Annotated in this window: 19 protein-coding genes and 1 tRNA gene; 16 read left to right on the top strand and 4 right to left on the bottom strand. The window is 57.9% G+C overall.

All coding sequences use genetic code 11. The features are described 5' to 3' along the window. The first annotated feature begins 100 nt into the window (after positions 1 to 100). Positions 101 to 1,507: an ABC1 kinase family protein gene (locus Q674_RS30965; RefSeq protein WP_031210133.1), complete on the top strand. Its 1,407-nt coding sequence runs from the start codon at positions 101 to 103 to the stop codon at positions 1,505 to 1,507. Here the strand turns inward: Q674_RS30965 and Q674_RS30960 are convergent. Next, positions 1,504 to 1,929, bottom strand: coding sequence for a YqaA family protein (locus Q674_RS30960; protein ID WP_031210131.1), 426 nt, complete (start codon positions 1,927 to 1,929; stop codon positions 1,504 to 1,506). The two genes, Q674_RS30965 and Q674_RS30960, sit on opposite strands and share 4 nt — an antisense overlap. A gap of 58 nt (positions 1,930 to 1,987) precedes the next feature. Between Q674_RS30960 and Q674_RS30955 the strand changes: the two genes are divergently transcribed. Together Q674_RS30955 and Q674_RS30950 are read left to right on the top strand one after the other, a co-directional pair. Further along, entirely contained in the window at positions 1,988 to 4,114 is a 2,127-nt protein-coding gene (locus Q674_RS30955) for a methyl-accepting chemotaxis protein (RefSeq protein WP_031210130.1), read from the top strand. 154 nt (positions 4,115 to 4,268) lie between these two features. Further along, positions 4,269 to 4,523 carry a GrxA family glutaredoxin gene (locus Q674_RS30950; RefSeq protein WP_011785863.1) on the top strand — a complete coding sequence of 85 codons (255 nt, stop codon included), beginning with the start codon at positions 4,269 to 4,271 and terminating at the stop codon, positions 4,521 to 4,523. Between the two features lie 73 nt (positions 4,524 to 4,596). Here the strand turns inward: Q674_RS30950 and Q674_RS30945 are convergent, their stop codons facing one another. Next, positions 4,597 to 5,859 (bottom strand): 6-phosphofructokinase, encoded by a 1,263-nt coding sequence (locus tag Q674_RS30945; RefSeq protein ID WP_023008886.1) that lies wholly within the window; start codon positions 5,857 to 5,859, stop codon positions 4,597 to 4,599. Positions 5,860 to 6,003: 144 nt separating this feature from the next. Here Q674_RS30945 and mpl point away from each other — a divergent pair, with 144 nt between their 5' ends. The 4 genes from mpl to Q674_RS30925 all read left to right on the top strand — a co-directional run bounded on the left by mpl (position 6,004) and on the right by Q674_RS30925 (position 11,357). Further along, positions 6,004 to 7,398, top strand: coding sequence for a UDP-N-acetylmuramate:L-alanyl-gamma-D-glutamyl-meso-diaminopimelate ligase (mpl, locus tag Q674_RS30940; RefSeq protein WP_023008885.1), 1,395 nt, complete (start codon positions 6,004 to 6,006; stop codon positions 7,396 to 7,398). Beyond that, a complete protein-coding gene (locus Q674_RS30935) occupies positions 7,391 to 8,014 on the top strand; it encodes a flavin prenyltransferase UbiX (RefSeq protein WP_023008884.1) in 624 nt (207 codons plus the stop codon). The genes mpl and Q674_RS30935 overlap by 8 nt, the downstream gene beginning before the upstream one ends. Before the next feature lie 122 nt (positions 8,015 to 8,136). Next, positions 8,137 to 9,276: an acyl-CoA dehydrogenase family protein gene (locus Q674_RS30930; RefSeq protein WP_011785859.1), complete on the top strand. Its 1,140-nt coding sequence runs from the start codon at positions 8,137 to 8,139 to the stop codon at positions 9,274 to 9,276. Positions 9,277 to 9,422: 146 nt separating this feature from the next. Beyond that, complete coding sequence (locus tag Q674_RS30925; protein WP_031210128.1) at positions 9,423 to 11,357, top strand: hypothetical protein; 1,935 nt, start codon at positions 9,423 to 9,425, stop codon at positions 11,355 to 11,357. Between the two features lie 149 nt (positions 11,358 to 11,506). Here the strand turns inward: Q674_RS30925 and Q674_RS30920 are convergent. Further along, positions 11,507 to 11,593: transfer RNA gene (locus Q674_RS30920), tRNA-Leu, on the bottom strand. 273 nt (positions 11,594 to 11,866) lie between these two features. Between Q674_RS30920 and rnr the strand changes: the two genes are divergently transcribed. The 8 genes from rnr (at position 11,867) to alr (ending at position 19,976) form a co-directional block, all read left to right on the top strand. Next, entirely contained in the window at positions 11,867 to 14,314 is a 2,448-nt protein-coding gene (rnr, locus tag Q674_RS30915; protein ID WP_023008882.1) for a ribonuclease R, read from the top strand. Positions 14,315 to 14,339: 25 nt separating this feature from the next. Beyond that, positions 14,340 to 15,077, top strand: coding sequence for a 23S rRNA (guanosine(2251)-2'-O)-methyltransferase RlmB (gene rlmB, locus Q674_RS30910; protein WP_011785850.1), 738 nt, complete (start codon positions 14,340 to 14,342; stop codon positions 15,075 to 15,077). Between the two features lie 245 nt (positions 15,078 to 15,322). Then, complete coding sequence (gene rpsF / locus Q674_RS30905; protein ID WP_011785849.1) at positions 15,323 to 15,736, top strand: 30S ribosomal protein S6; 414 nt, start codon at positions 15,323 to 15,325, stop codon at positions 15,734 to 15,736. 24 nt (positions 15,737 to 15,760) lie between these two features. Beyond that, positions 15,761 to 15,991, top strand: a complete 231-nt coding sequence (gene rpsR / locus Q674_RS30900; protein ID WP_011785848.1) for a 30S ribosomal protein S18 — start codon at positions 15,761 to 15,763, stop codon at positions 15,989 to 15,991. 25 nt (positions 15,992 to 16,016) lie between these two features. After that, on the top strand, positions 16,017 to 16,880 hold the full coding sequence (locus Q674_RS30895; protein WP_014420682.1) for a hypothetical protein: 864 nt from the start codon (positions 16,017 to 16,019) through the stop codon (positions 16,878 to 16,880). Positions 16,881 to 16,900: 20 nt separating this feature from the next. After that, positions 16,901 to 17,347: a 50S ribosomal protein L9 gene (rplI, locus tag Q674_RS30890; RefSeq protein WP_011785846.1), complete on the top strand. Its 447-nt coding sequence runs from the start codon at positions 16,901 to 16,903 to the stop codon at positions 17,345 to 17,347. Between the two features lie 149 nt (positions 17,348 to 17,496). Beyond that, entirely contained in the window at positions 17,497 to 18,903 is a 1,407-nt protein-coding gene (dnaB, locus tag Q674_RS30885) for a replicative DNA helicase (protein ID WP_014420683.1), read from the top strand. Further along, positions 18,903 to 19,976 (top strand): alanine racemase, encoded by a 1,074-nt coding sequence (gene alr, locus Q674_RS30880; RefSeq protein ID WP_023008880.1) that lies wholly within the window; start codon positions 18,903 to 18,905, stop codon positions 19,974 to 19,976. The genes dnaB and alr overlap by 1 nt, the downstream gene beginning before the upstream one ends. On the opposite strand, the gene Q674_RS30875 is transcribed toward alr, so the two are convergent. Then, positions 19,945 to 20,307 (bottom strand): hypothetical protein, encoded by a 363-nt coding sequence (locus tag Q674_RS30875; RefSeq protein ID WP_022991953.1) that lies wholly within the window; start codon positions 20,305 to 20,307, stop codon positions 19,945 to 19,947. The genes alr and Q674_RS30875 overlap by 32 nt on opposite strands. Before the next feature lie 169 nt (positions 20,308 to 20,476). Between Q674_RS30875 and Q674_RS30870 the strand changes: the two genes are divergently transcribed. Continuing rightward, positions 20,477 to 21,349 (top strand): SDR family oxidoreductase, encoded by an 873-nt coding sequence (locus Q674_RS30870; protein ID WP_023008879.1) that lies wholly within the window; start codon positions 20,477 to 20,479, stop codon positions 21,347 to 21,349. Positions 21,350 to 21,351: the final 2 nt, after the last annotated feature.

The raw sequence follows: 21,351 nt of genomic DNA, 5'->3' as shown, positions 1-21,351 counted from the left end.
CGCCGGCGCGACGACTGGGTTAGGTAGTCGCGCGCCCAGATCCGTATAATGGTCAGATGCATTGCAGGCGTTCACATTTCCTGACAGAAACAGGTCTTTCATGTCTTCCAGCCGACCCGGAAAATCCGTCTCCCGTATCAAGACCGGCAGCTTTGAGCGCAGGTTGTCGCTGACCAGAGCCGGACTGTTCGCAGGCACGCGCATGGCGTCCCATATGGCGACTAACTGGTTCAGCAACAAGGAAACCCGGGAGCAGCGGCATCGGGCAATGCTCTCCAGTCAGGCCCGGTTTCTGGTGGACGAACTTGGTCGGCTCAAGGGCAGTGTGGTCAAGATCGGCCAGGTCATGGCGCTGTACGGCGAGCATTTTCTCCCCGAAGAAGTCACTGAGGCGCTGCACACTCTGGAAGACCAGACCACCTCTCTGGAGTGGCCGGCCATCGAGCGGGTGCTCAAAGCCGAACTGGGGGAGAGCCGGCTTTCTGAACTCGATATTGACCCGGAGCCTATAGGAGCCGCTTCACTTGGCCAGGTTCATCGTGCGGTACGCCGTAGCGACGGGTTGGAGCTTGTGCTCAAAGTGCAGTACCCCGGTGTTGCCGATGCCGTCGACAGTGATCTGAACGCTGTGGCTCATCTGCTCAAAGTGGCGCGGCTGGTCAGCTTCGGCCCTGAATTCAACGACTGGCTGGAAGAAGTCCGGGAAATGATGCACCGGGAAGTGGATTACCGGCTGGAGGCCCGTACCACCGAAAAGTTCCGCCAGATGCTTAGCCATGATCCACGCTTTGTGGTGCCAAGAGTGCTGGCAGAATTTTCAACGGATCATATTATTGCCTCGACCTATGAGCACGGCCATTCTGTCAGTTCAGTGGCGGTTCGTGAGTTGCCACTGGAGCGACGCAGTGCTCTGGGCCAGGCAGCTCTGGAATTATTTTTCCGGGAACTATTCGAATGGGGAGAGATCCAGACCGACCCGAATTTCGGCAACTACCGGATCCGAATTGCCGGCGAACAGGGGGGGGATTCGGAAACTGACCGGATTGTCCTGCTGGATTTTGGCGCCGTGCAGAGTTACTCGTCTGACTTTCTGCAGCCGGTCATCCAGATGATCAGGGCTTCCTACGAGGAGGACTTGGAGCAGGTTGTTGAGGGCGGAATCAAGCTCAGATTCATGAGCCGGGACTGGCCGGCGGAAGTGCTGGACAAGTTTGGCAAGGTCTGTATGTCAGTACTGGAACCCCTGGCGAAGGATCGCAGTCAGTGGCCGGATTATGCCGTCAATAGCCATGGCCAGTACCGCTGGAAACAGAGCGATTTGCCCTCGAGAGTGGCCAAGCAGGCCGCCAGGTCCGCCATCAGCCGCTATTTTCGTGTCCCCCCCAAGGAATTCGTGTTCCTCAATCGAAAACTGATCGGGGTTTACACCTTCATTGCGGTGTTGCACTCCGAGTTCAACGGCGAGGACTTGTTGAGAAAATACCTTTACGGGAGCGGTGCTGCCTAGCCGGACGCGGTCAGCACCACCCAGATGACAAAGGCATAGCGCAGTCCCTTACCAATCCCCACCAGAACAACAAAGTTCAGCCAGGGGACTCGCATGATGCCGCCCACCAGGGTCAGCGCATCGCCGCCAATGGGCAACCAGCCCAGCAGCAGCGACCACTGACCGTATCGATTGAACCGGTTTCGTGCCTTGTGTAATTGAAGTTCACTGACGGGAAACCAGCGTTTGTGCTTAAAGCGATCCACTTGCCGGCCGATAAGCCCATTAACCACTGACCCCAGAGTATTTCCCATGGTTGCCCAGAACCACAACCAGAACAGGGGATAATTCTGGCTGACCAGGGTGCCGAGCAGTATTTCCGAATACGCAGGCAGCAGCGTTGCCGCGGCAAAAGATGTCAGGAACAGGGTCAGGTAGGCCAAAAACGCCTCCATGCTCTAGGATGTTGGTTAAGCCTCACAGAAAAAGGTTTCGATGTACATGAAACAACTCTCTCTGCGCGTAAAACTCTACGCCCTGGTGATTGCACTGCTGCTGACCATGGGTGTGAGTATTGTTATCACCGCCCAGCTCTCCCTCGGTTCCATGGAGGAGCGGCTGACCCGGGAAACCCGGGGCACGGTGCAACGTATTGTAATGGATCAGCTTAGTGCGACCGCAGGGAAATACGGTGAGCTGGTGACCGGGGTATTCGAAACCGCCTACCAGACGCCTGAAGTGGTTCGCAGCCTGATTACCCGAAATATCGAAGCGGACAGCTCCGGAAGGATCAGCCGGCGCGACCTTCAGGAAAACATTGGGGCTGTGCTCGAGGAACAGAAGCATCTGAGTTCGATTTACGCCCAGTTTGAGCCGGATGGTTACGACGGCCAGGACATTTACTTTACCGGCGGCGTGGAAGAACACAGCAGTGATGAGGGTACCCTTGAGATCTACTACTATCGGGACCCGGCCGGCAATGTGGTGTTCAGCAGAACCGAAGACCCTGCCACCAAATACCTGGACAACCGCAATGAGTTCGGGATCCGTGAAGCCGAATGGTATCTGTGTTCCCGCGATTCTCTAAAGCCCTGCCTGATGGAGCCCTATGAGTATGAGATTGAAGAGGGCTACTCCGAGCTGATGACCAGCCTGGTGGTGCCGGTGATCAGTGACGGCGAGTTTGCCGGGGTGGTCGGTTCCGACATCAACCTGTCGACGCTGCAGTCGACCATTGCCGGTGTCAGCGAGGAACTCTTTGACGGCCAGTCACGGGTCACATTATTGAGCGAGAAAGGCCTGATTGCTGCTTCCAGTCATTATCAGGAGCATCTGGGCCGGCCACTGCGGGAAGCACTGCCGGATCTGGCTCGCGAGTTTACGGCGTTGCACCGCAACGGTGGCAGCTTCGACAACGGTGAGATTCTCGCCGTGTCGTATCCCGTCAAGGTCGCGTTACCGGGTGCTGAATGGTCGCTGTTGATTGAATTGCCCCGCGATACGGCCCTGGCCAGTGTGAATGAAATAACGGCGTTGCTGTCAGACGAAGTAACCAGCACGGCCACCCGCCAAACCATGGTGGGCATTGTGGTGGTCGTGCTTGCGATTGCCGTATTGGTGTTGCTGGTACGTTCGGTTACCCGGCCGCTGGACGAAATCCGTAAGCGCATGCGCAATCTGGCCAGTGCCGAGGGCGATCTTACCCGTGAGCTGGATATTGATACCCATGCCGAGTTGATTGACCTTGCTGGCGGCTTTAATGCCTTCCTGGCCCGCCTGAGGGAAATGATCAACGACCTCAAAGATGTGAATGCCCAGGTGCGGGGGCAGGCCTCGGATGTGGGCGCCATTGCACGGGATACCGATGAACAGACCGCCCGCCAGCACCAGGATATCGACAGTGTGGTAACCGCCATGAATGAAATGTCGGCGGCGGCCGGAGAAGTGGCCGGCTTTGCTGGCGAGGCAGCGGATAATGCCCGGGCGGCGCGGGATGGCATTAAATTTACCCAGGATACTCTGGGTACGGCGTTGCGGGGCGTGGATGCACTGGCCGGCGATATGGATCAGGCCAGCTCGGCCATTGGTCATGTGGCCCAGCGCAGTGAGGAAATCAACCGGATTCTGGAAGTGATCCGAGGCATTGCCGAGCAGACCAATCTGCTGGCACTGAATGCCGCTATCGAGGCTGCACGGGCCGGAGAGCAGGGGCGTGGCTTTGCGGTGGTAGCCGATGAAGTGCGCACGCTGGCGTCCCGAACCCGCGAATCCACGGATGAGATCAGTGGCATGATTGAGCGCCTGAAAGGCGACGTGGACGGTGCGGTAACGGTCATTGGAACCGGGGTGGAGCGAGCCACCAGCGCGGTAGAGGGTACCCGGGAAGCCAGTCACTCGCTGGCCACAGTGGTTGAGCGTATCGCCACGATTGTTGAGCATGTCACCCAGGTGGCCACCGCCGCTGAGGAGCAGAGTTCGGTGAGCGAGGAAATAAACCGGAACCTGACCCACATCGGCGACGCAGCCAACGATCTGCGGGAGTTGGCGCAGCGGGTCCGCCAGAGTGGCGATGCGCTCGATGGCCAGGTTCAGGTGCTGGATCGCGAACTGGGCCGCCTGAAAACCTGAGGCTGGCCCTTCGACGAGCGATATCGGTATCGTCAGCTACTATCACGATCATGGCGAGGATCAATTTTCAATTGGTGCTCGCCATGCCATTATTGCGACATTATAAATGCGCTGAGTGCCAGCCACTCGCAACCCTTTGAGTCAGGAGGTATGTATGGAGCAGGTCACGATTTATGGCCGTTCAAGTTGTGGTTTTTGCGTTCGGGCAAGGGACCTGTGTGAATCCAGAAACATCCCCTACGTGTGGGTGGACATGATCGAAAAAGGTATGAGCAAACAGGACATTGCCGACCGTATCGGCCATCCGGTCTACACGGTGCCTCAGATTCTGGTGGGTTCCGAGTATGTGGGTGGCTTCGACGATTTCTCGGCGTATGTGCGCCGCCACGAGGCGCAAACGGCCAGTTAAACCTCAGCGCTTGTGGCGTAATAAAAAGCCCGGCAACTTGGCCGGGCTCTTTTTGTGGAACTGCTGGGGTGGATCAGATTTCGAACTCGGTCCTCAGTTTCTTCTCCACCAGTTGGTTCTTCAGCTTGGCAACCCTGGGCAGACCGTCGTCAAACGGCGGGAAGCTTTCGCCGGCGATCAGCGGCTGCAGGTAGTCCCGGCAATCCTGAGTGATGCCAAAGCCGTTGTCTGTGATGTAGTGGATCGGCATTTTCTTTTCCTGGTTGGCTACCTCGCTGAGGTTGGCCTCGCCGATTGACCAGCGATAAGGCTTGGCCTGATCCCGCACGATGGTGGGCATCAGAGCCTGTTTGCCTGCCAGGGCCATTTCCACCGCAGCCTTGCCAACCGCGTAGGCCTGCTCCACATCAGTGGCCGAGGCAATGTGCCTGGCTGCACGCTGCAGATAGTCTGCCACTGCCCAGTGGTATTTGTGGCCCAGCGCCTGTTTCACCATATTGGCCAGGGCCGGGGCAACACCGCCAAGCTGGGTGTGGCCGAAGGCATCCTTGGCGCCGGCATCGGCAACGAAGCGGCCGTCTTCGTATTGGGCACCTTCAGACGCCACCACCACGCAGTAACCGTAATCCCTCACGCACTGATCCACTCGCTCCAGGAATTTCTCCCGGTTGAAGGGAATCTCCGGGAACAGGATGACGTGAGGCGGCTCGCCTTCGCTCTGTCCGGCCAGTCCGCCAGCGGCAGCAATCCAGCCGGCGTGGCGACCCATCACTTCCAGAATGAAGACCTTGGTGGAGGTTTCACACATGGATTTGATATCCAGGCTGGCTTCGAGGGTGGATGTGGCAATGTACTTGGCCACGGAACCAAAGCCGGGACAGCAGTCGGTGAAGGGAAGGTCGTTGTCGACCGTTTTGGGCACGCCAATGCAGGTGATCGGGTAACCCATACGATCGGCCAGTTGGGAGACCTTATAGGCGGTATCCTGGGAATCACCGCCGCCGTTGTAGAAGAAGTAACCGATGTCGTGGGCCCGGAACACTTCAATCAGGCGCTCGTATTCGCGCTGGTTCTCGGAAATGTTCTTGAGCTTGTAGCGGCAGGAACCAAAAGCCCCGCCTGGCGTGTGGATGAGGGCCTGGATGGCGTCGTCAGATTCCAGACTGGTATCAATCAGCTCTTCTTTCAAAGCACCGATGATGCCGTTGCGGCCGGCATAGACCTTGCCGATCTGGTCCGGATGTTTGCGTGCGGTCTGGATAACACCGCAAGCACTGGCATTGATAACGGCGGTGACCCCGCCAGACTGGGCATAAAATGCGTTCTTGATAGCCATCTCGGGCTGAAGCCTCCTGCTGGTTCAACGATGGCGCAGATGATACGCCAAACACCGCGGTTTTTCATGAGCATATGCCGGCTCTTGACCGCGCAGAAAGTATGGTAGAGGCTTGGCAGGTTTCAAACCGGAGGCACAACCTTAATGCATATACATATTCTGGGCATTTGCGGCACGTTCATGGGCAGTCTGGCGGTGATCGCCCGGGAGCTGGGGCATAAGGTGACCGGTTCGGACCAGGGCGTTTACCCTCCCATGAGTACTCAGCTGGAGGCCCAGGGCATTTCGTTGACAGAAGGTTACCGGCCCGAGAACCTGGAGCCGAATCCGGATCTGGTGCTGATCGGGAATGCCATGTCCCGGGGTAACCCTGAAGTGGAAGCAGTGCTCAACCGGCGCATTGATTATATGTCTGGCCCCGAATGGCTCGCCCGGGAGGTCCTGCGCCACCGGTGGGTGATGGCCGTAGCCGGTACCCATGGCAAAACCACCACAACGGCCATGCTGCTGTGGATTCTCGACCAGGCCGGCTTTGATGCCGGTTACCTGATAGGCGGTGTGCCTCAGGACTTTCCGGTGTCTGCCCGGCTGGGCAGCAGTGATTTCTTTGTGATCGAGGCGGATGAGTACGACAGCGCGTTCTTTGACAAGCGCTCCAAGTTTATCCACTACCGCCCGAATACCCTGATTCTGAATAACCTGGAATTCGACCACGCCGACATTTTCGAAAACGTGGAAGCCATCGAGCGTCAGTTCCATAACCTTGTCCGTACCGTACCGTCTCAGGGGCTGATCATTCGACCTGCCCTGGACAGTCACCTGGATAATGCTCTGGAGATGGGGAGCTGGAGTCCGGTGCAGGATACGGCCATCGGCAGCGAGATCAGCCGCACGGCGGACTGGCGGGCTGAGCTTCTGGCTGAGGATGGCAGCCGCTTCATGGTCATCCACCATGAGCAGCCGGTTGCGACTCTGAAATGGGGGCTGACCGGTTTGCACAATGTGCGTAATGCCCTGTCGGCGATTGCCGCTGCCCGTCATGTGGGCGTTACGCCTGACCATGCGGTGGCGGCGTTGTGCCGGTTCTCTGGAGTGAAGCGCAGAATGGAGCTGGTGGGCGAAATCGGCGGTGTGCGCGTATACGACGACTTTGCCCATCATCCAACCGCGATTGCGTCTACCCTGGAGGGATTGCGCAATCGGGTGGGAGATGAGCCCATCCTGGCCATTATCGAACCCCGCTCCAATACCATGAAGCAGGGTGTGCACAAGCAGACGCTGATTCCGAGTGCCGCACTGGCGGATCGGGTGCTTTGGGGCAATCTCAGTGATATGGACTGGTTGCCGGAACTGGTGGGGAGCTGGCAGGCGGAACATGGTGAGCTGGATCATCACAGGGTGGAGGCGTCGGTGGAGGAACTGATTGAGAAGGCGCTGGAGGGACTGCCAGAGACCTGTCATATCGTGATCATGAGTAATGGCGGTTTTGGCGGCATTCATCGGAAACTGGTGGCGGAACTGGAGAAGCGTCGTGGCTGAACAATCACCGGTTGTTAATCTGGCGTTTACCGGCGCGTCGGGAGCCCAGTACGGGCTTCGTCTGTTGCAGTGCCTGGTAGCCAACGGTTGCCGTGTGAACGTGATGATCAGTCAGGCGGCCCAGGTGGTGATCGCGACTGAAACCGATTTTCGGCTGCCGGGTTCCACGCCTGCCATGGCAGAGGCCTTGTCGGACTTCGCCGGTGCGCAGCCCGGTCAGGTACAGGTCTTTGGCCGGGAGGAGTGGTTTTCTCCACCGGCTTCCGGTTCCGGCGAGAAGGCGCCGCTGGTAATTTGCCCCTGCAGCACCGGCACGCTCTCGGCACTGGCGACCGGCGCCAGCAACAATCTGATCGAGCGCGCCGGCGACGTGGCCCTGAAAGAGCGCCGCAAGCTGATTCTGGTGTTGCGTGAGACGCCCTATTCTGAGGTGCACCTGGAAAACATGCTCAGGCTTACCCGTATGGGTGCGGTAATGATGCCGGCGAGCCCCGGGTTCTATCACAACCCGCAGTCGGTGGATGATCTGGTCGATTTTATGGTGGCCCGGATTCTCGACCATCTGGATCTTCCGCAAACCCTGGTACCTCGCTGGGGCGAAAAGAAAGCCGACTGATCCGTTCCGGGGCGATGGTTTTGGCCAAAGCGATTGATGGTTTTCACCATTGAGCGAAACCCCGCCCCGCCACAGACTTGCTGAACACAATGATAAACCAACCCGTTTACCGAGGTTCAGCAATGATTCCACGTACTCTTTTCGACGCCGATCTTGAAGGCTTCCGCGATTCCGTTCGCAAGTTTCTGGAGCAGGAAGCGGCTCCGTATCATGACCAATGGGAAAAAGATGGTCAGGTCAGCCGCGAGCTCTGGCAGAAAGCAGGTGAGCTGGGCTTCCTGTGCCCGATGCTGCCGGAAGAGTACGGCGGTGTGGGGGCCGATTTCCGTTACTCCGCAGTGATTATGGAAGAGATCTCCCGGGCCGGATTGTCTGGCATTGGCTGGGGGCTGCACTCCGATATCGTGGCGCCTTATATCCTGAACTACGGCTCAGAAGAGCAGAAACAGAAGTATCTGCCGAAAATGGCTTCAGGTGAAATGATTACTGCCATCGCCATGACTGAACCGGGCGCGGGTTCCGACCTGCAAGGCGTAAAAACCACGGCGATTCGCCAGGGTGACCACTACATTCTGAATGGCTCGAAAACCTTTATCACCAACGGCCAGTTGGCGGATCTGGTGATTGTCGTTGCCAAGACCGACCCCAAAGAAGGTGCCAAGGGGACCAGCTTGTTGCTGGTCGAAACCGCCTGGGAGGGCTTTGAAAAAGGCCAGAACCTGAACAAGGTGGGGATGAAAGCCCAGGACACCTCCGAGCTGTTCTTCCAGGATGTGAAAGTACCGGCAGACAACCTGCTGGGCAGCATGGAAGGGCAGGGCTTTTTCCAGTTGATGCAGGAGTTGCCGGCCGAGCGTCTGCAGGTGGCCCTGACCGCCGTAGCCGCCGCCGAGGCGGCCTGGCAGTGGACCCTGGATTACGTGAAAGAACGCAAAGCCTTCGGTAAACCCGTCATCGCTTTCCAGAACACCCGCTTCAAGCTGGCTGAACTGAAGGCCGAAATCACGGCCGCCCGTGTGTTCACTGACCGTTGCCTGGAGCTGCACCTCGACAAGAAACTGGATATCCCGACGGCGGCCATGCTCAAGCAGCACACTACCGACCTTCAATGCAAGGTGATGGACGAATGCGTTCAGCTGCACGGTGGCTACGGCTACATGTGGGAGTATCCGATTGCCCGGGCGTGGGCCGATTCGCGCGTGCAGCGGATCTACGCCGGCACCAACGAAATCATGAAAGAAATCGTGGCGCGGTCGTTCTGACGAATTGTCCCGATTTGCAGGCCCCGGCACATTCCGGGGCCTGCTCGTTACCAAACTTTACAATTTGCCAAGCCTGTCAAGGTCTCCCGGCGGCACATCTCCTAAAGTAGCGGCACAACCTCTAACAAGGATAAATGGTTGCCGCGATGAAACGTCTGATCAGTGTTACCGTTCCTCTGCTGTCACTTGCGATCGCCGGCTGTGGTGATGAATCCGATGACCTGCCGGTTGATGGCCGGGAGTTCGATGGTGTTACCTACAGTGAGCGAGCGCCCTACCAGGGGCGGGTAATCGACGGTTACCTCAACAATGCCCGGGTCTGGCTGGATCTTGACGACAATGGTCAGTACACCGCAGGGCCGGTGGAGATTGAGCTGGACAGCGGTAATACCCACATACTCGAGGACGGCGAGCCAACCGTGATGAGCGGTCCCGGCGGGCGGTTTTCCATGGACGTTTCCGCGCTGGATGTTTCGCCCTCGATCGGCGCAAACCTGGACCCCAGGGATTATCCGCTTTATGCCCTCGCGATTCCCGGCCAGACCCTGGAGGAGCGTAGCTACGGCGATGAGGCGGTCAGCCGGGCGTTTTTGATGTCAGCCAGCCCCGGCGTAACCAATATTACCCCCCTGACTACGCTGGCCCGTTTCCGGAGCTTGGCCGGACAGTGGAATGCAGAAAATCCGATTCCGGATAACCGGTTCGCTGATCTGGACGGTATCAACCTGTGGAAGGATTACATTCTTGCCAATGATGACCGGGCTCACGCCTATGCCCGGGCGTTGGCGCGGTTCATGGCCAGCCAGATTCCTGATGGCTACAACGATTACCTGGCAGGGAATGGTAGTGACGGCAGCGAAGCCAGTCTGTTACCGCGTGACGGGGTGTACCTGCTTGGTTATTCGGTGGTGCAGAACGTTGATGAGGTTATTGCCATTGTCGATGCCGCTGTGTCCGGTGGCAACTACGGCAATGTGGATACCGATACGCTGGTACTGCCGGATGTTGATGTGGAAGTAAGCAATCCCAGGCTTCTGGTGAGTCAGCGGATTTCGGCACGGCCAACCCGATCAGACGTACTGCCTACCAATACCTCTGATCTCGGAGCCTCGGCTGAGCTGTTTTTTGAATACAGTGAAGGTGGCAGGCTGCTGGCTGTATCCAGCCGGGGCTGCATGGGTATTTCATTGCCAGAGATGGCCCGTTTGTTTCAGGCCGATGGCTATATGACCAATCTGAAGACCCAGTGGCTGCCATCTTCCTCCCTTTCGCCCCAAAGTGCCGTCTGGTACGACGAGGAGGGCGTGCACGAGCGTCTGGAGTTTGCCTGGGAGAATGGCACGGCCAGTCTTGATACCGTCACTACGTGTCACGAGCAGACGCTAGGGGTAACGCCAGGGGGAACCGAGCTGGATGGTATCGGTGACATCAGCTGGGTTTGGGATGGGCAGGCCGGGTCTCTGGTGGAGTCCGTGCCCGGCAGGGCTGATGATCGCGTGCTGACGTTAGAGGTGGCCAATTCGCCAGCGGACATTCTGGATGGCGAGCAGTCGCCACGGGATCTGGTCAGTGGGTATCGGCTGACCGCGGGCGGTGGCCTGGAAGCAGCCGTTCAGTTTGCAGGTGGTGGAGCCTCCTGCGCGCCCCAGGGTGTTGCGCCTAACGATACCGAGCGCAACGGCCAGTATGCGACCCGTCTGTTTCCCTTCTCATTTACCAGTGACGTTGCCGCTTCCGATCTTTTCGGGGCTGGCGCCTATGAATACGATCTTGATGAGCGCAATGGCGTCTCTTTTGCCCGCTTGCTCCGGTTCCCGTTCCTGGATCGGGCGACCGCAAATCGGCCAGAAGTGGATTCCGCGAACGGGGCGTTCCAGTGGCAGCTCTTTTACGACGCACTGAACAGCGAAGAGCTGGATATGCAGCGTCCGAACCTGCTCAAGACGGCGTATCTGGTCGATTTCGTTGCGACATCCGATTGCGGTGACGGTCCTCTCGACCGGCCGGGCCGGGCGTATTCCACAGTGGAGTACGAGTACCAGAGCCTCTCGGACTATCTGTTGGACAGGCTGTCGGAGTAAGGCGGTTTGCGGAAAGGGTGATGGATGTTCTGTCTGTCGTCCTTTCAGACAGCACAAAATGCTCGGCGTAAATACGGCGAGTTGGACATCGGATATTGCTGATTTTTTCGGGATTTTTGATTTCTTAGGCCATTTTCTGGGGAAGAAAATGGTGCCGAGGAGAGGACTTGAACCTCCACGGGGTTGCCCCCACTAGCACCTGAAGCTAGCGTGTCTACCAATTTCACCACCTCGGCAGGTGATTTGCAGATTCGCGTATAGTTTATTGAAAACCTAGCGTTTCTGCCAGTGGTGAGGAGTTGCCCCTCAACCGATGGCGCGTACTTTAATGATTCGTTCGGGTGCTGTCAAACATTTTTTTCAAAAAAGTTTCGGCGGCAGAGTCTGACGATTTCAGGGTATTTGTGCCTATATTGGCGCCCTTGTTAGGCAGCATTCCCATCCCAACGTTATACTGCATCAAACACGAATGATGCCGCACGGTTTGCGGTGAGACAGAAAGGATCCGAATGGTTTCCAGGAAGAACAAACAAAGTGACCCTCATGCCCAGCGTGAGGCCCAGAAATATGACAACCCCATCCAGAGCCGGGAGTACATTCTCCAGCATCTGAAAGAGCGGGGCGCGCCGGCCACGCACGAGACCCTGTGTCAGGAACTCGGGCAGACGTCCGCGGAAGGGATTGAAGCGTTGCGCCGTCGTCTGATTGCGATGTGCCGTGATGGACAGTTGATCTGTAACCGCCGTGATGCGTTTCTGCCGATAGAAGAAGCGGATCTGGTCACCGGGCGTGTGGTTGGACATCGTGATGGTTTCGGGTTTCTGATCCCCGATGATGGTGGCTCCGATCTGTTTCTGACCGCCCGGCAGATGCGCCAGGTGTTCCACGGTGACCGGGTGGCCGCCCGGGTGGATCAGGTGGATGATCGTGGGCGCCGGGAAGGCAAGATTGTGGAAGTGCTGGAGCATCGTACTTCCCAGATTGTCGGTCGGTTCTTTAAAGAAAGCGGCATCGCTTTTGTGGTGCCGGAGAACGCCCGGATCAATCACGAGATACTGGTTCCGGATGAGCAGGCGGGTAAGGCGGTTCACGGCCAGTATGTGGTGGTGGAGATTATTCGTCAGCCGACGATTCGAACCCAGCCTACCGGCCAGGTCATTGAGATTCTGGGCGAGCACATGGCGCCGGGAATGGAAATAGATGTTGCCATTCGTTCCTACGAAATCCCCCATAGCTGGCCGCCCGCCGTAGGTGAGCAAGCAGCCTCGATTCCGGCGGAAGTGGCAGAGAAAGACAAGGCAAACCGGGTGGATATCCGCAACATGCGCCTGGTGACTATCGACGACGAGAGCGCCCGCGACTTCGATGATGCCATTTACTGCGAGCCTCGCCCCCGTGGCGGCTATCGGTTGGTGGTGGCCATCGCTGATGTGTCTCATTATGTCCGCCCGGGGTCGCCACTGGATGAAGAGGCCATTCAGCGCGGTAACTCGGTGTATTTCCCGGACCATGTGGTGCCCATGTTGCCGGAGAAACTCTCCAATGGCCTGTGTTCCCTGAACCCGGATGTCGACCGCCTGTGCATGGTGGCCGACATGACCATCAGTGCCGCCGGCAACCTCAGCGGCTATACCTTCTATCAGGCCGTAATGCGCAGCCATGCCCGGCTGACCTACAACAAGGTCAGTGCCATGCTGGAGCATCCGGATACGGAGCAGGGCTACAAACTCAGCGCCCACTATGCGGATCTGCTGCCGCATCTGCACAACCTGTATGGCCTCTACAAGTTGTTGCGAAAGGCTCGCACCGAGCGTGGGGCCATTGATTTCGAGACCACGGAAACCAAGATTGTTTTCGATGCCCAGCGCAAGATTGAGGAAATTGTTCCGGTGCACCGGAACGATGCCCACAAGATTGTCGAAGAGTGCATGCTGTGCGCCAATGTGGCGACGGCCCGCTTCCTCAAGAAGCACAAGATTCCGGCGCTTTACCGGGTGCACGACGGGCCTTCGGAAGAGCGTTTGGGCAATCTCCGCTTGTTCCTGGGTGAGCTGGGATTGCAGCTGGGCGGCGGCGACAAGCCATCATCGGCGGATTACCAGGCCTTGCTGGGTCAGGTGGCCGACCGCCCGGATGCCAATGTCATCCAGATGGTGATGCTGCGCTCTCTGAGCCAGGCAGTGTACAGTCCTGAAGAAGCCGGGCATTTTGGTCTTGGCTTTGCCAGTTATACCCACTTCACCTCGCCAATTCGACGTTACCCGGACCTGATTGTGCATCGGGCCATCAAGTCCCGGATCCATAATCCCGAGGCGACCAAAGATCTGGTGTCCCCGAAGGTGCACGATCCCGAATTGGCTGAGTATCCCTACGATTATGCCCGTATGGAGCAGTTGGGTGAGCATTGCTCCATGACCGAACGCCGGGCCGACGATGCCACGCGGGATGTCATGGCCTGGCTCAAGTGCGAGTTCCTGCGCGATCACGTGGGCGAGGAGTACGATGGCATTATCGGCGCGGTGGTGCCGTTTGGCTTCTTTGTTGAGTTGTCCGATATCTACATCGAAGGTCTGGTACACGTGTCCACGCTCAGTGGTGACTACTTCCATCACGATGCCGTCAAGCATCGTCTGATTGGTGAGCGCACGGCCGTCAGCTTCCGTCTGGGTGACGAAGTGCGAGTCCGCGTGGTGCGTGTCGATCTGGAAGACCGCAAAATCGATCTTGAGCTGGTAAGTACCCCCAGGCGCCGGAAGGCAGACCGCGATGCGCTGGAAGTGTCCAAGCGCGAGCCGCGGGGCAAAGGCAAGGGTGATCGCTCCGGTAAAGGGCGAAAAACCGGTAAGCCGGCCAGCGCCAAGGAAAAGCTGGCCGCAGAGGCTGCCCGGGAGGCCCGGTCCAAATCGGTCAAAGGTAAACCGTCAGGCTCGGGCCGTAAGCGCAAGAGTCGCAAATAACACGTTACGCAGGAATTGATTGTCAGTGTCTCAGGAATATGTATTCGGCTGGCATGCCGTAGATGCCGTGCTGAAAAGAGAGCCGGAGCGGTTGCAAAGGGTCTGGATTCAGACCGGTCGTCAGGACAAGCGGGTGAAGTCGGTTACCGATGCCCTTGACGGTCTGGGGGTGCCCTGGAAAGTGGTGCACCGGAAAGAGTTGGATGAGCGGGTGTCCGGTGTCCACCAGGGTGTTGTTGCTGCCGTTGCGGAAAGCCGGGAGTGGACCGAGGATGATCTTCTTGCCCAGTTGGCCGCCAGCGACAAGCCGCCATTCCTGCTGGTGCTGGATGGCGTGACGGATCCCCATAATCTGGGTGCGTGCATGCGCACCGCCGATGCGGCGGGAGTGCAGGCCGTGATTGTGCCCAAGGATAAATCTGCCTCGTTGACGCCGGTTGCCCGAAAGGTCGCCTGTGGGGCGGCAGAAACGGTGCCGTTTGTCCGGGTGACCAATCTCGCCCGTTTTCTAAGGGAGTTGAAGGATCAGGGCGTGTGGTTAATTGGTACGGCAGGTGAGGCGGATGCCACCTTGTATCAGGCTGATTTCAAGGGGCCGGTTGCTCTGGTGATGGGCGCCGAAGGTAAAGGCATGCGCCGTCTGACCCGTGAGCATTGTGACCAGTTGATCAACATTCCGATGCTCGGCCACGTCGACAGTCTGAATGTGTCGGTGGCGACCGGTGTCTGTCTGTACGAGGCACTGCGCCAGCGCCTCGGTTAAACCTTGCACAAACAGGCCTGCGGGCCTAGAATACGTCACCCCTTTTTCAAGGGGTGGTTTTTTATTGCCTGTTACATGGCAATAATGAGCTTCGCTTTTGATCAAGCCTTTCTTGTAAAGCCTTATTGATAAAGCAAAAAAGAAACCGGCAGCACTTGCTGTCACCTCCTTGCTTTCATGCTCCGGCCACAACCACTGGTATGGCCACCGGGAGAAGGAAGCTGTTTAAACCGTAGGGAGAACTCATGCGTCACTACGAAATCGTTTTCATGGTACATCCGGATCAGAGCGAGCAGGTGCCCGCGATGATCGAGCGTTATACCAGTGTCATCACTGAAGATGGCGGCAAGGTACATCGCCTGGAAGATTGGGGCCGTCGTCACCTGGCTTACCCGATCAACAAGATCCACAAGGCTCACTACGTGCTGATGAACATCGAATGTTCACAGGCCGCGATGGACGAGCTGACTCACAACTTCCGGTTCAACGACGCCATCATCCGCGACCTGATTCTGCGTCGCGACGAGGCCGTTACCGACCTGTCTCCGATGAAAGCCGCTGAGTCCCGTGAGGACCGTCGTTCCGGCGGAGACGATCGTCCACGTCGTTCAGCTGACTCTGAAGAGCGTCAGAGCGCATCCCAGGACGAAGAAGAGTAATTAACCGGAGTTAGGAGTTACGTTATGGCTCGTTTTTTCAGACGTCGTAAGTTCTGCCGCTTCACGGCAGAAGGTGTTAAAGAGATCGATTACAAGGATCTGGACACCCTGAAAGGCTACATCACTGAAACCGGCAAAATCGTGCCCAGCCGCATCACCGGCACCAAAGCACGTTATCAGCGTCAGCTGGCTACCGCTATCAAGCGTGCCCGCTACCTGGCACTGCTGCCGTATACGGACGGTCACGACCACTAAGTTTTAACGGACAGGACCCGGGACCATGCGTGCACTGGCACAGTATGTAATGCGCGGTCCCCTGCAGGCTGGCGGGGTTGCAGCGGTTACCACCGCAGTACCCTTACTGTTCTGGATTGGCGCAGCGGTAACTGGCCTGGTCGTTCTTCGACTGGGCATTCGCCAGGGGCTCAATATTGGCCTCTGGGCTTTGATTCCGGCGATCGGGTGGGCCGTTTACGGCCAGGATCCCACGGCGCTGGCGGTGCTGCTGCAGGTGATGCTGATGGCATCCATTATCCGGACGACGCTGTCCTGGGAAAGAGCGCTGTTGTCCGGTGCCTTTCTGGCGATACTGACCGGGCTGATGTTGCCTGTGATGTATCCGGCGCTGCTGAACGATCTGGTTCAGGCTGGTGTCGAGGTTTACGAGCAGTACAACACTGAAATGGCCCGTGCGCTGGGTGGTGAACTGGAACAGGTTATCCGGGACACCATGAACGCCAGCATGGCCGGTACCTACTTTGCCACCGCCATCGGTATGACGATGCTGGCAAGGTCGTGGCAGGCGGGGTTGTATAACCCCGGTGGATTCCGCAAGGAATTCCATGGCCTCAGGTTATCGCCGGCGGTAGCCGTAGTGTGCGCCATCACCATGGTGGTCGGCCCGATTCTTGGGCTGAATGCCATCCTGCTGGCCTGGGCTGCGGGCACCCCGCTGGTTCTGGCCGGGTTGGCTCTGGTGCACGGTGTGTTTGCTCGAAAGCAGTGGAGCGGAAACTGGCTGGCAATGTTTTACGTTGCTCTGGTTCTGCTGGGTCCCAATCTGTTGATGCTGTTAGTGGTTCTGGCTTTTGTGGATAGCTGGCTGGATATCCGGGGGCGTATACCCGCCGGTCCGGCTGAATAAAGCACGAAGAGGTTAACGAGATGGAAGTTATTCTGCTCGAGAAAGTCGCAAACCTTGGCTCCCTGGGTGACAAGGTAAAGGTTAAGGCCGGTTACGGTCGTAATTTCCTGCTGCCGTACGGCAAGGCCGTTCCTGCTACGGAAGCAAACGTAAAGGCGTTTGAAGAGCGTCGCGCTGAGCTGGAAAAAGCTGCTGCTGAGAAGCTGGCTGCTGCCCAGGCCCGTGCCGAAGCTCTGGAAGGCGCTTCCTTCACCATCACCTCCAAGGCCGGTGAAGAAGGCAAGCTGTTCGGTTCTATCGGTGTTCGTGACATTGCCGACGCAGTGTCTACCGGTGGTACTGAAGTCGAGAAGAGCGAAGTTCGTCTGCCGGAAGGCCCGATCCGGGTGACTGGCGAGTACGACATCGAATTGCAGCTGCACACAGACGTTGAAGTGACCATCAAGCTGGCGGTTGTTGCCGAGTAATCGGTAGCCCAGTGACAGGTCGATTCAACCAGCACTGAAGCCGCAGGTTTCTGTGCTGAAAAACGGGCCCGAGCCGGAGACGGTTTCGGGCCCGTTGCTTTCTGGTATTCTTGTCATCTCGTTTGTTCATTTCCCTGATGTCGGTGTCTATGGCCAATCCCACTCTGAAACCTGCTTCTATTGATCCGGAAACCAGTCGCATCAAGGTCCCGCCGCATTCGGTCGAGGCTGAACAGGCGGTGCTCGGCGGCCTGATGCTGGACAACCGTCGGTTTGACGAGATCGCCGAAATTATTTCAGCGGCTGATTTTTACCGGCAGGACCATCGTCTGATTTTCGGCGCCGTGGAGCGCCTGGCCAGCGAGAGCGAGCCGCTGGATGTGGTTACCCTGGCCGAGTTTCTGGAACGGGCCGGCGATATTGAGGATGCTGGTGGTCTGTCTTATCTGGCGGAACTCGCCGAGAAAACACCCGGCGCCGCCAATATCAGAGCCTACGCTGACATTGTTCGCGAACGCTCCATTCTGCGGCAGCTGGTGGAGGTGTCCGGCAAGATCTCCGATTCAGCCTTCAACCCGCAGGGGCGAAAAAGTAACGATATTCTGGACGAAGCAGAACGCAGTGTGTTCCAGATCGCCGAGGCACGTACTAAAGAAGGTTCCGGTCCCAAGGCCATCAACCCCATTCTGGCGACCACACTCAGCCGGATTGAAGAGCTGTTTGAATCCGGCGAGCAGACGACCGGTTTGACCACTGGTTTCCGGGACCTGGACGACCAGACCTCCGGTATGCAGCCGGCCGACTTGATCATTGTGGCGGGGCGGCCCTCTATGGGTAAGACCACCTTTGCCATGAACATTGTTGAGAACGCCCTGATCAGCACCGGCACCCCGATACTGGTGTTCAGTATGGAGATGCCCGCAGATGCGCTGGCCATGCGTATGCTGTCGTCGCTTGGTCGCATTGATCAGACCAAAGTGAGGGGCGGCAAGCTGGAAGAGGATGACTGGCCCCGGCTTACCTCTGCCGTCAGTCTGTTGAAGGATAAGCCGCTTTATATCGATGACACTCCGGGGCTGAGCCCGACAGAAATGCGCTCCAGGGCCCGTCGGGTGGCGCGGGAGAACGGCGGCAAGATTGGCCTGATCATGGTCGACTACCTGCAGTTGATGCGGGTGCCGGGTAACACTGAAGGCCGGACTGCGGAGATTTCTGAAATCTCACGCTCACTCAAGGGTATTGCCAAAGAACTGGGCTGCCCGGTTGTGGCGCTGTCCCAGTTGAACCGGAGTCTGGAGCAGCGCCCCAACAAACGCCCGGTCAACTCGGACCTGCGGGAATCCGGTGCGATCGAGCAGGATGCCGATGTGATCATGTTCGTATACCGGGATGAGGTCTACAACGAGGATACGCCGGATAAGGGCATTGCCGAGATCATTATTGGTAAGCAGCGGAATGGCCCGATCGGTACCATCCGTCTCGCGTTCATCGGTAAATACACCAAATTCGAAGACCTGGCGCACGGCGATTACAGCGATTACGGTGGGGATTATTAATGCCACGCCCCACCGTTGCCCGCATAGATCTTGACGCCCTGAAACACAATTTTCGACGGGCCCGGGAACTGGCTGGAACCGCCTACGCCATGGCGGTGGTCAAAGCCGATGGCTATGGCCATGGCATTGGCTCGGTTGCTGATGCTCTGGCTCCGGAGACCAGCCGGTTTGCGGTGGCCTGTATCGAGGAAGCCATAGCCATTCGCGGTGCCGGCCATCGGCACAGCGTGGTGCTGCTGCAGGGCACCCATCAAAAGGATGACCTGGCCGAATGTGAGCAGTCGGGTTTTGAGCCCGTGCTCCACTGTCAGCAACAGTTATCGTGGCTCGGTGCGGGGCGTTCTCCCAGATTCTGGATCAAGGTCAATACTGGTATGAACCGTCTGGGCTTCCGGCCCGAAGAGCTGCCGGAGGTGATGGCCGGGCTTGAGGAAACGGGTCTGAAGCATCTTGCGATTGGTTTTGTCACTCATTTTGCTTGTGCCGATGATCCGGACAGCGAGATGACCGGGCTCCAGACCCGGATTTTTGAGCGGGCGGTAGCTCCCTGGCCGGATTTGATGCGTAGCGTGGGTAATTCCGCGGCTCACTTTCGCCCGAATCAGCCGCTGTACGAGTGGAGCCGCCCGGGGATCATGCTCTACGGGGCGTCGCCCATGGAGGGTAAAACCGGTGCGGAGCTGGGGCTTTGCCCCGCGATGACCTTGCAGGCGCCTCTGATTACCACACGCGTGGTCCGTGCCGGGGAGTCGATAGGGTATGGCGCTTCCTGGACGGCCAGTCAGGATACCCGAATGGGCATGGTGGCCATTGGTTATGCCGATGGCTACCCGCGTCACGCGGGTACCGGAACGCCAGCCGCTGTGCGCGGCCAGCGAATCCGTTTGTTGGGGCGGGTCTCCATGGACATGCTGGCGGTAGACCTGAGTGCTGTCCCTGAAGCCCGCGAGGGCGACCTGGTGGAACTCTGGGGCAAAACCGTGAGTGTCGACGAGGTGGCCGGTTACGCCGGTACCATTGGCTATGAGTTGCTCACCGGCGTTACGTCGCGGGTGCCTCGGGTTCATGAATGATTTCTTCGATGAAATCGAGAATCGCCGCCAGGCTTCGGTCGTCCAGTTTCTTGAGGACTTTGTGAATCACCATTTTGCTGCCCTTGAGCATGCTACTGATGCCCATTTTGGCCATTCCCATCATCATGCTGCCGGCATTCAGGCGGCGTAGTGGCTCAAGGAAAAAGAAATCCAGCCCGGATTCGGTCAGTTCAACGATGAGTTCATACAGCTGGTCGATGGCCTGCTTGTCGGCTTTGCCGCGGCCTTTGAGCTCACTGACGGTATAAAGAGCCCGGGTTCTTAGTTCATCGGGGATAGGGGCCACTATATGGCTCTGTTGTTTCAGCATTGGGATTCCCGTTGTTGTATGCTTGTCGATCCGGGAGCGTTCACCGGCTCCCCGTAAGGCTGACGTTTCAGGCTGCATGATACTGCAGTAAAGTAGTGTTCCGAGCCATTGGCCCGAGTGTTTCCTGACATCCGTCACATCAGTGATATTCCGGAGGCGTTGTTTCCCCGTGCATGTACTTGTTGTTCACGACTATGGCCCGCTTGGCAAGGTGCTGTTGGAGCGCCTGCGGGAAACGCATCTGCGGATCAGTCCTTTGCTGGTCAGCGATCCTGCCAATGTCGACCTGCATGCCCTGGATAACTGGATTCCTGAAGACACCGCGCTGATTATCAATGCGCTGTGGCTCGCGGATCCGGAAAAGGCGGAGAAAAACCGGGAGGCGACTCACGAAGCGGCGTTTTCCTTGCCGTTGGCGCTGGCCGAGCATGCCCGTGAGCGCAACATGGCTTTACTGCAGCTTTCTTCCTGTTATGTGTTTGATGGCCGTAAACAGGGTGCCTACATTGCGTCGAATCCGGGGCAGCCTGTTAACGAGCTGGGTCGCTGGCAATGGGAATGTGAGCAGGCCCTTAGAACGCAGCTCCCGCGGCACCTTATTCTGCGCACCGGCTGGAGCCTGGCCCGGTTTATCGGCAAGGTTCAGCGAAGTACGGCGCAAGGTGGCCTGTCTTTGCCCGGCCGCTGTCAGGGGCAGCCGGTGGCGGTGAAGGATCTGGCGAGGGTGATCGTGGCAGTGGCGCTCCAGATCGATTGTGGTGCTGAAGTCTGGGGTACCTACCAGTATGCCGGGGCAGAAGAGATCAATCTGTATGAACTGGGGTTGGCGATCGCCGGCATGCCTGGCATTCCTGAAGGAATCAAGGTGGTGGACGAGGTGCCCGACTGGGGCCACATCGAACCGGTAAACACCACTATGGTCTGTACCAAGATCCGCAATACCTTCGGCATAAAACAGATGCCGTGGCGCACCTGGTTGTCTGAAGAGGTGGCGATGTTGAAGGAATCGAACAGCGCTGAGCGGGTTCCGGCAAATTCCTGAAC

The organism is Marinobacter sp. EVN1 (assembly GCF_000475375.1).
GTDB classification, from domain to species: domain Bacteria; phylum Pseudomonadota; class Gammaproteobacteria; order Pseudomonadales; family Oleiphilaceae; genus Marinobacter; species Marinobacter nauticus.
The sequence above is the reverse complement of the archived record's forward strand: the minus strand, read 5'-3'. Positions and strand labels throughout refer to the sequence as shown.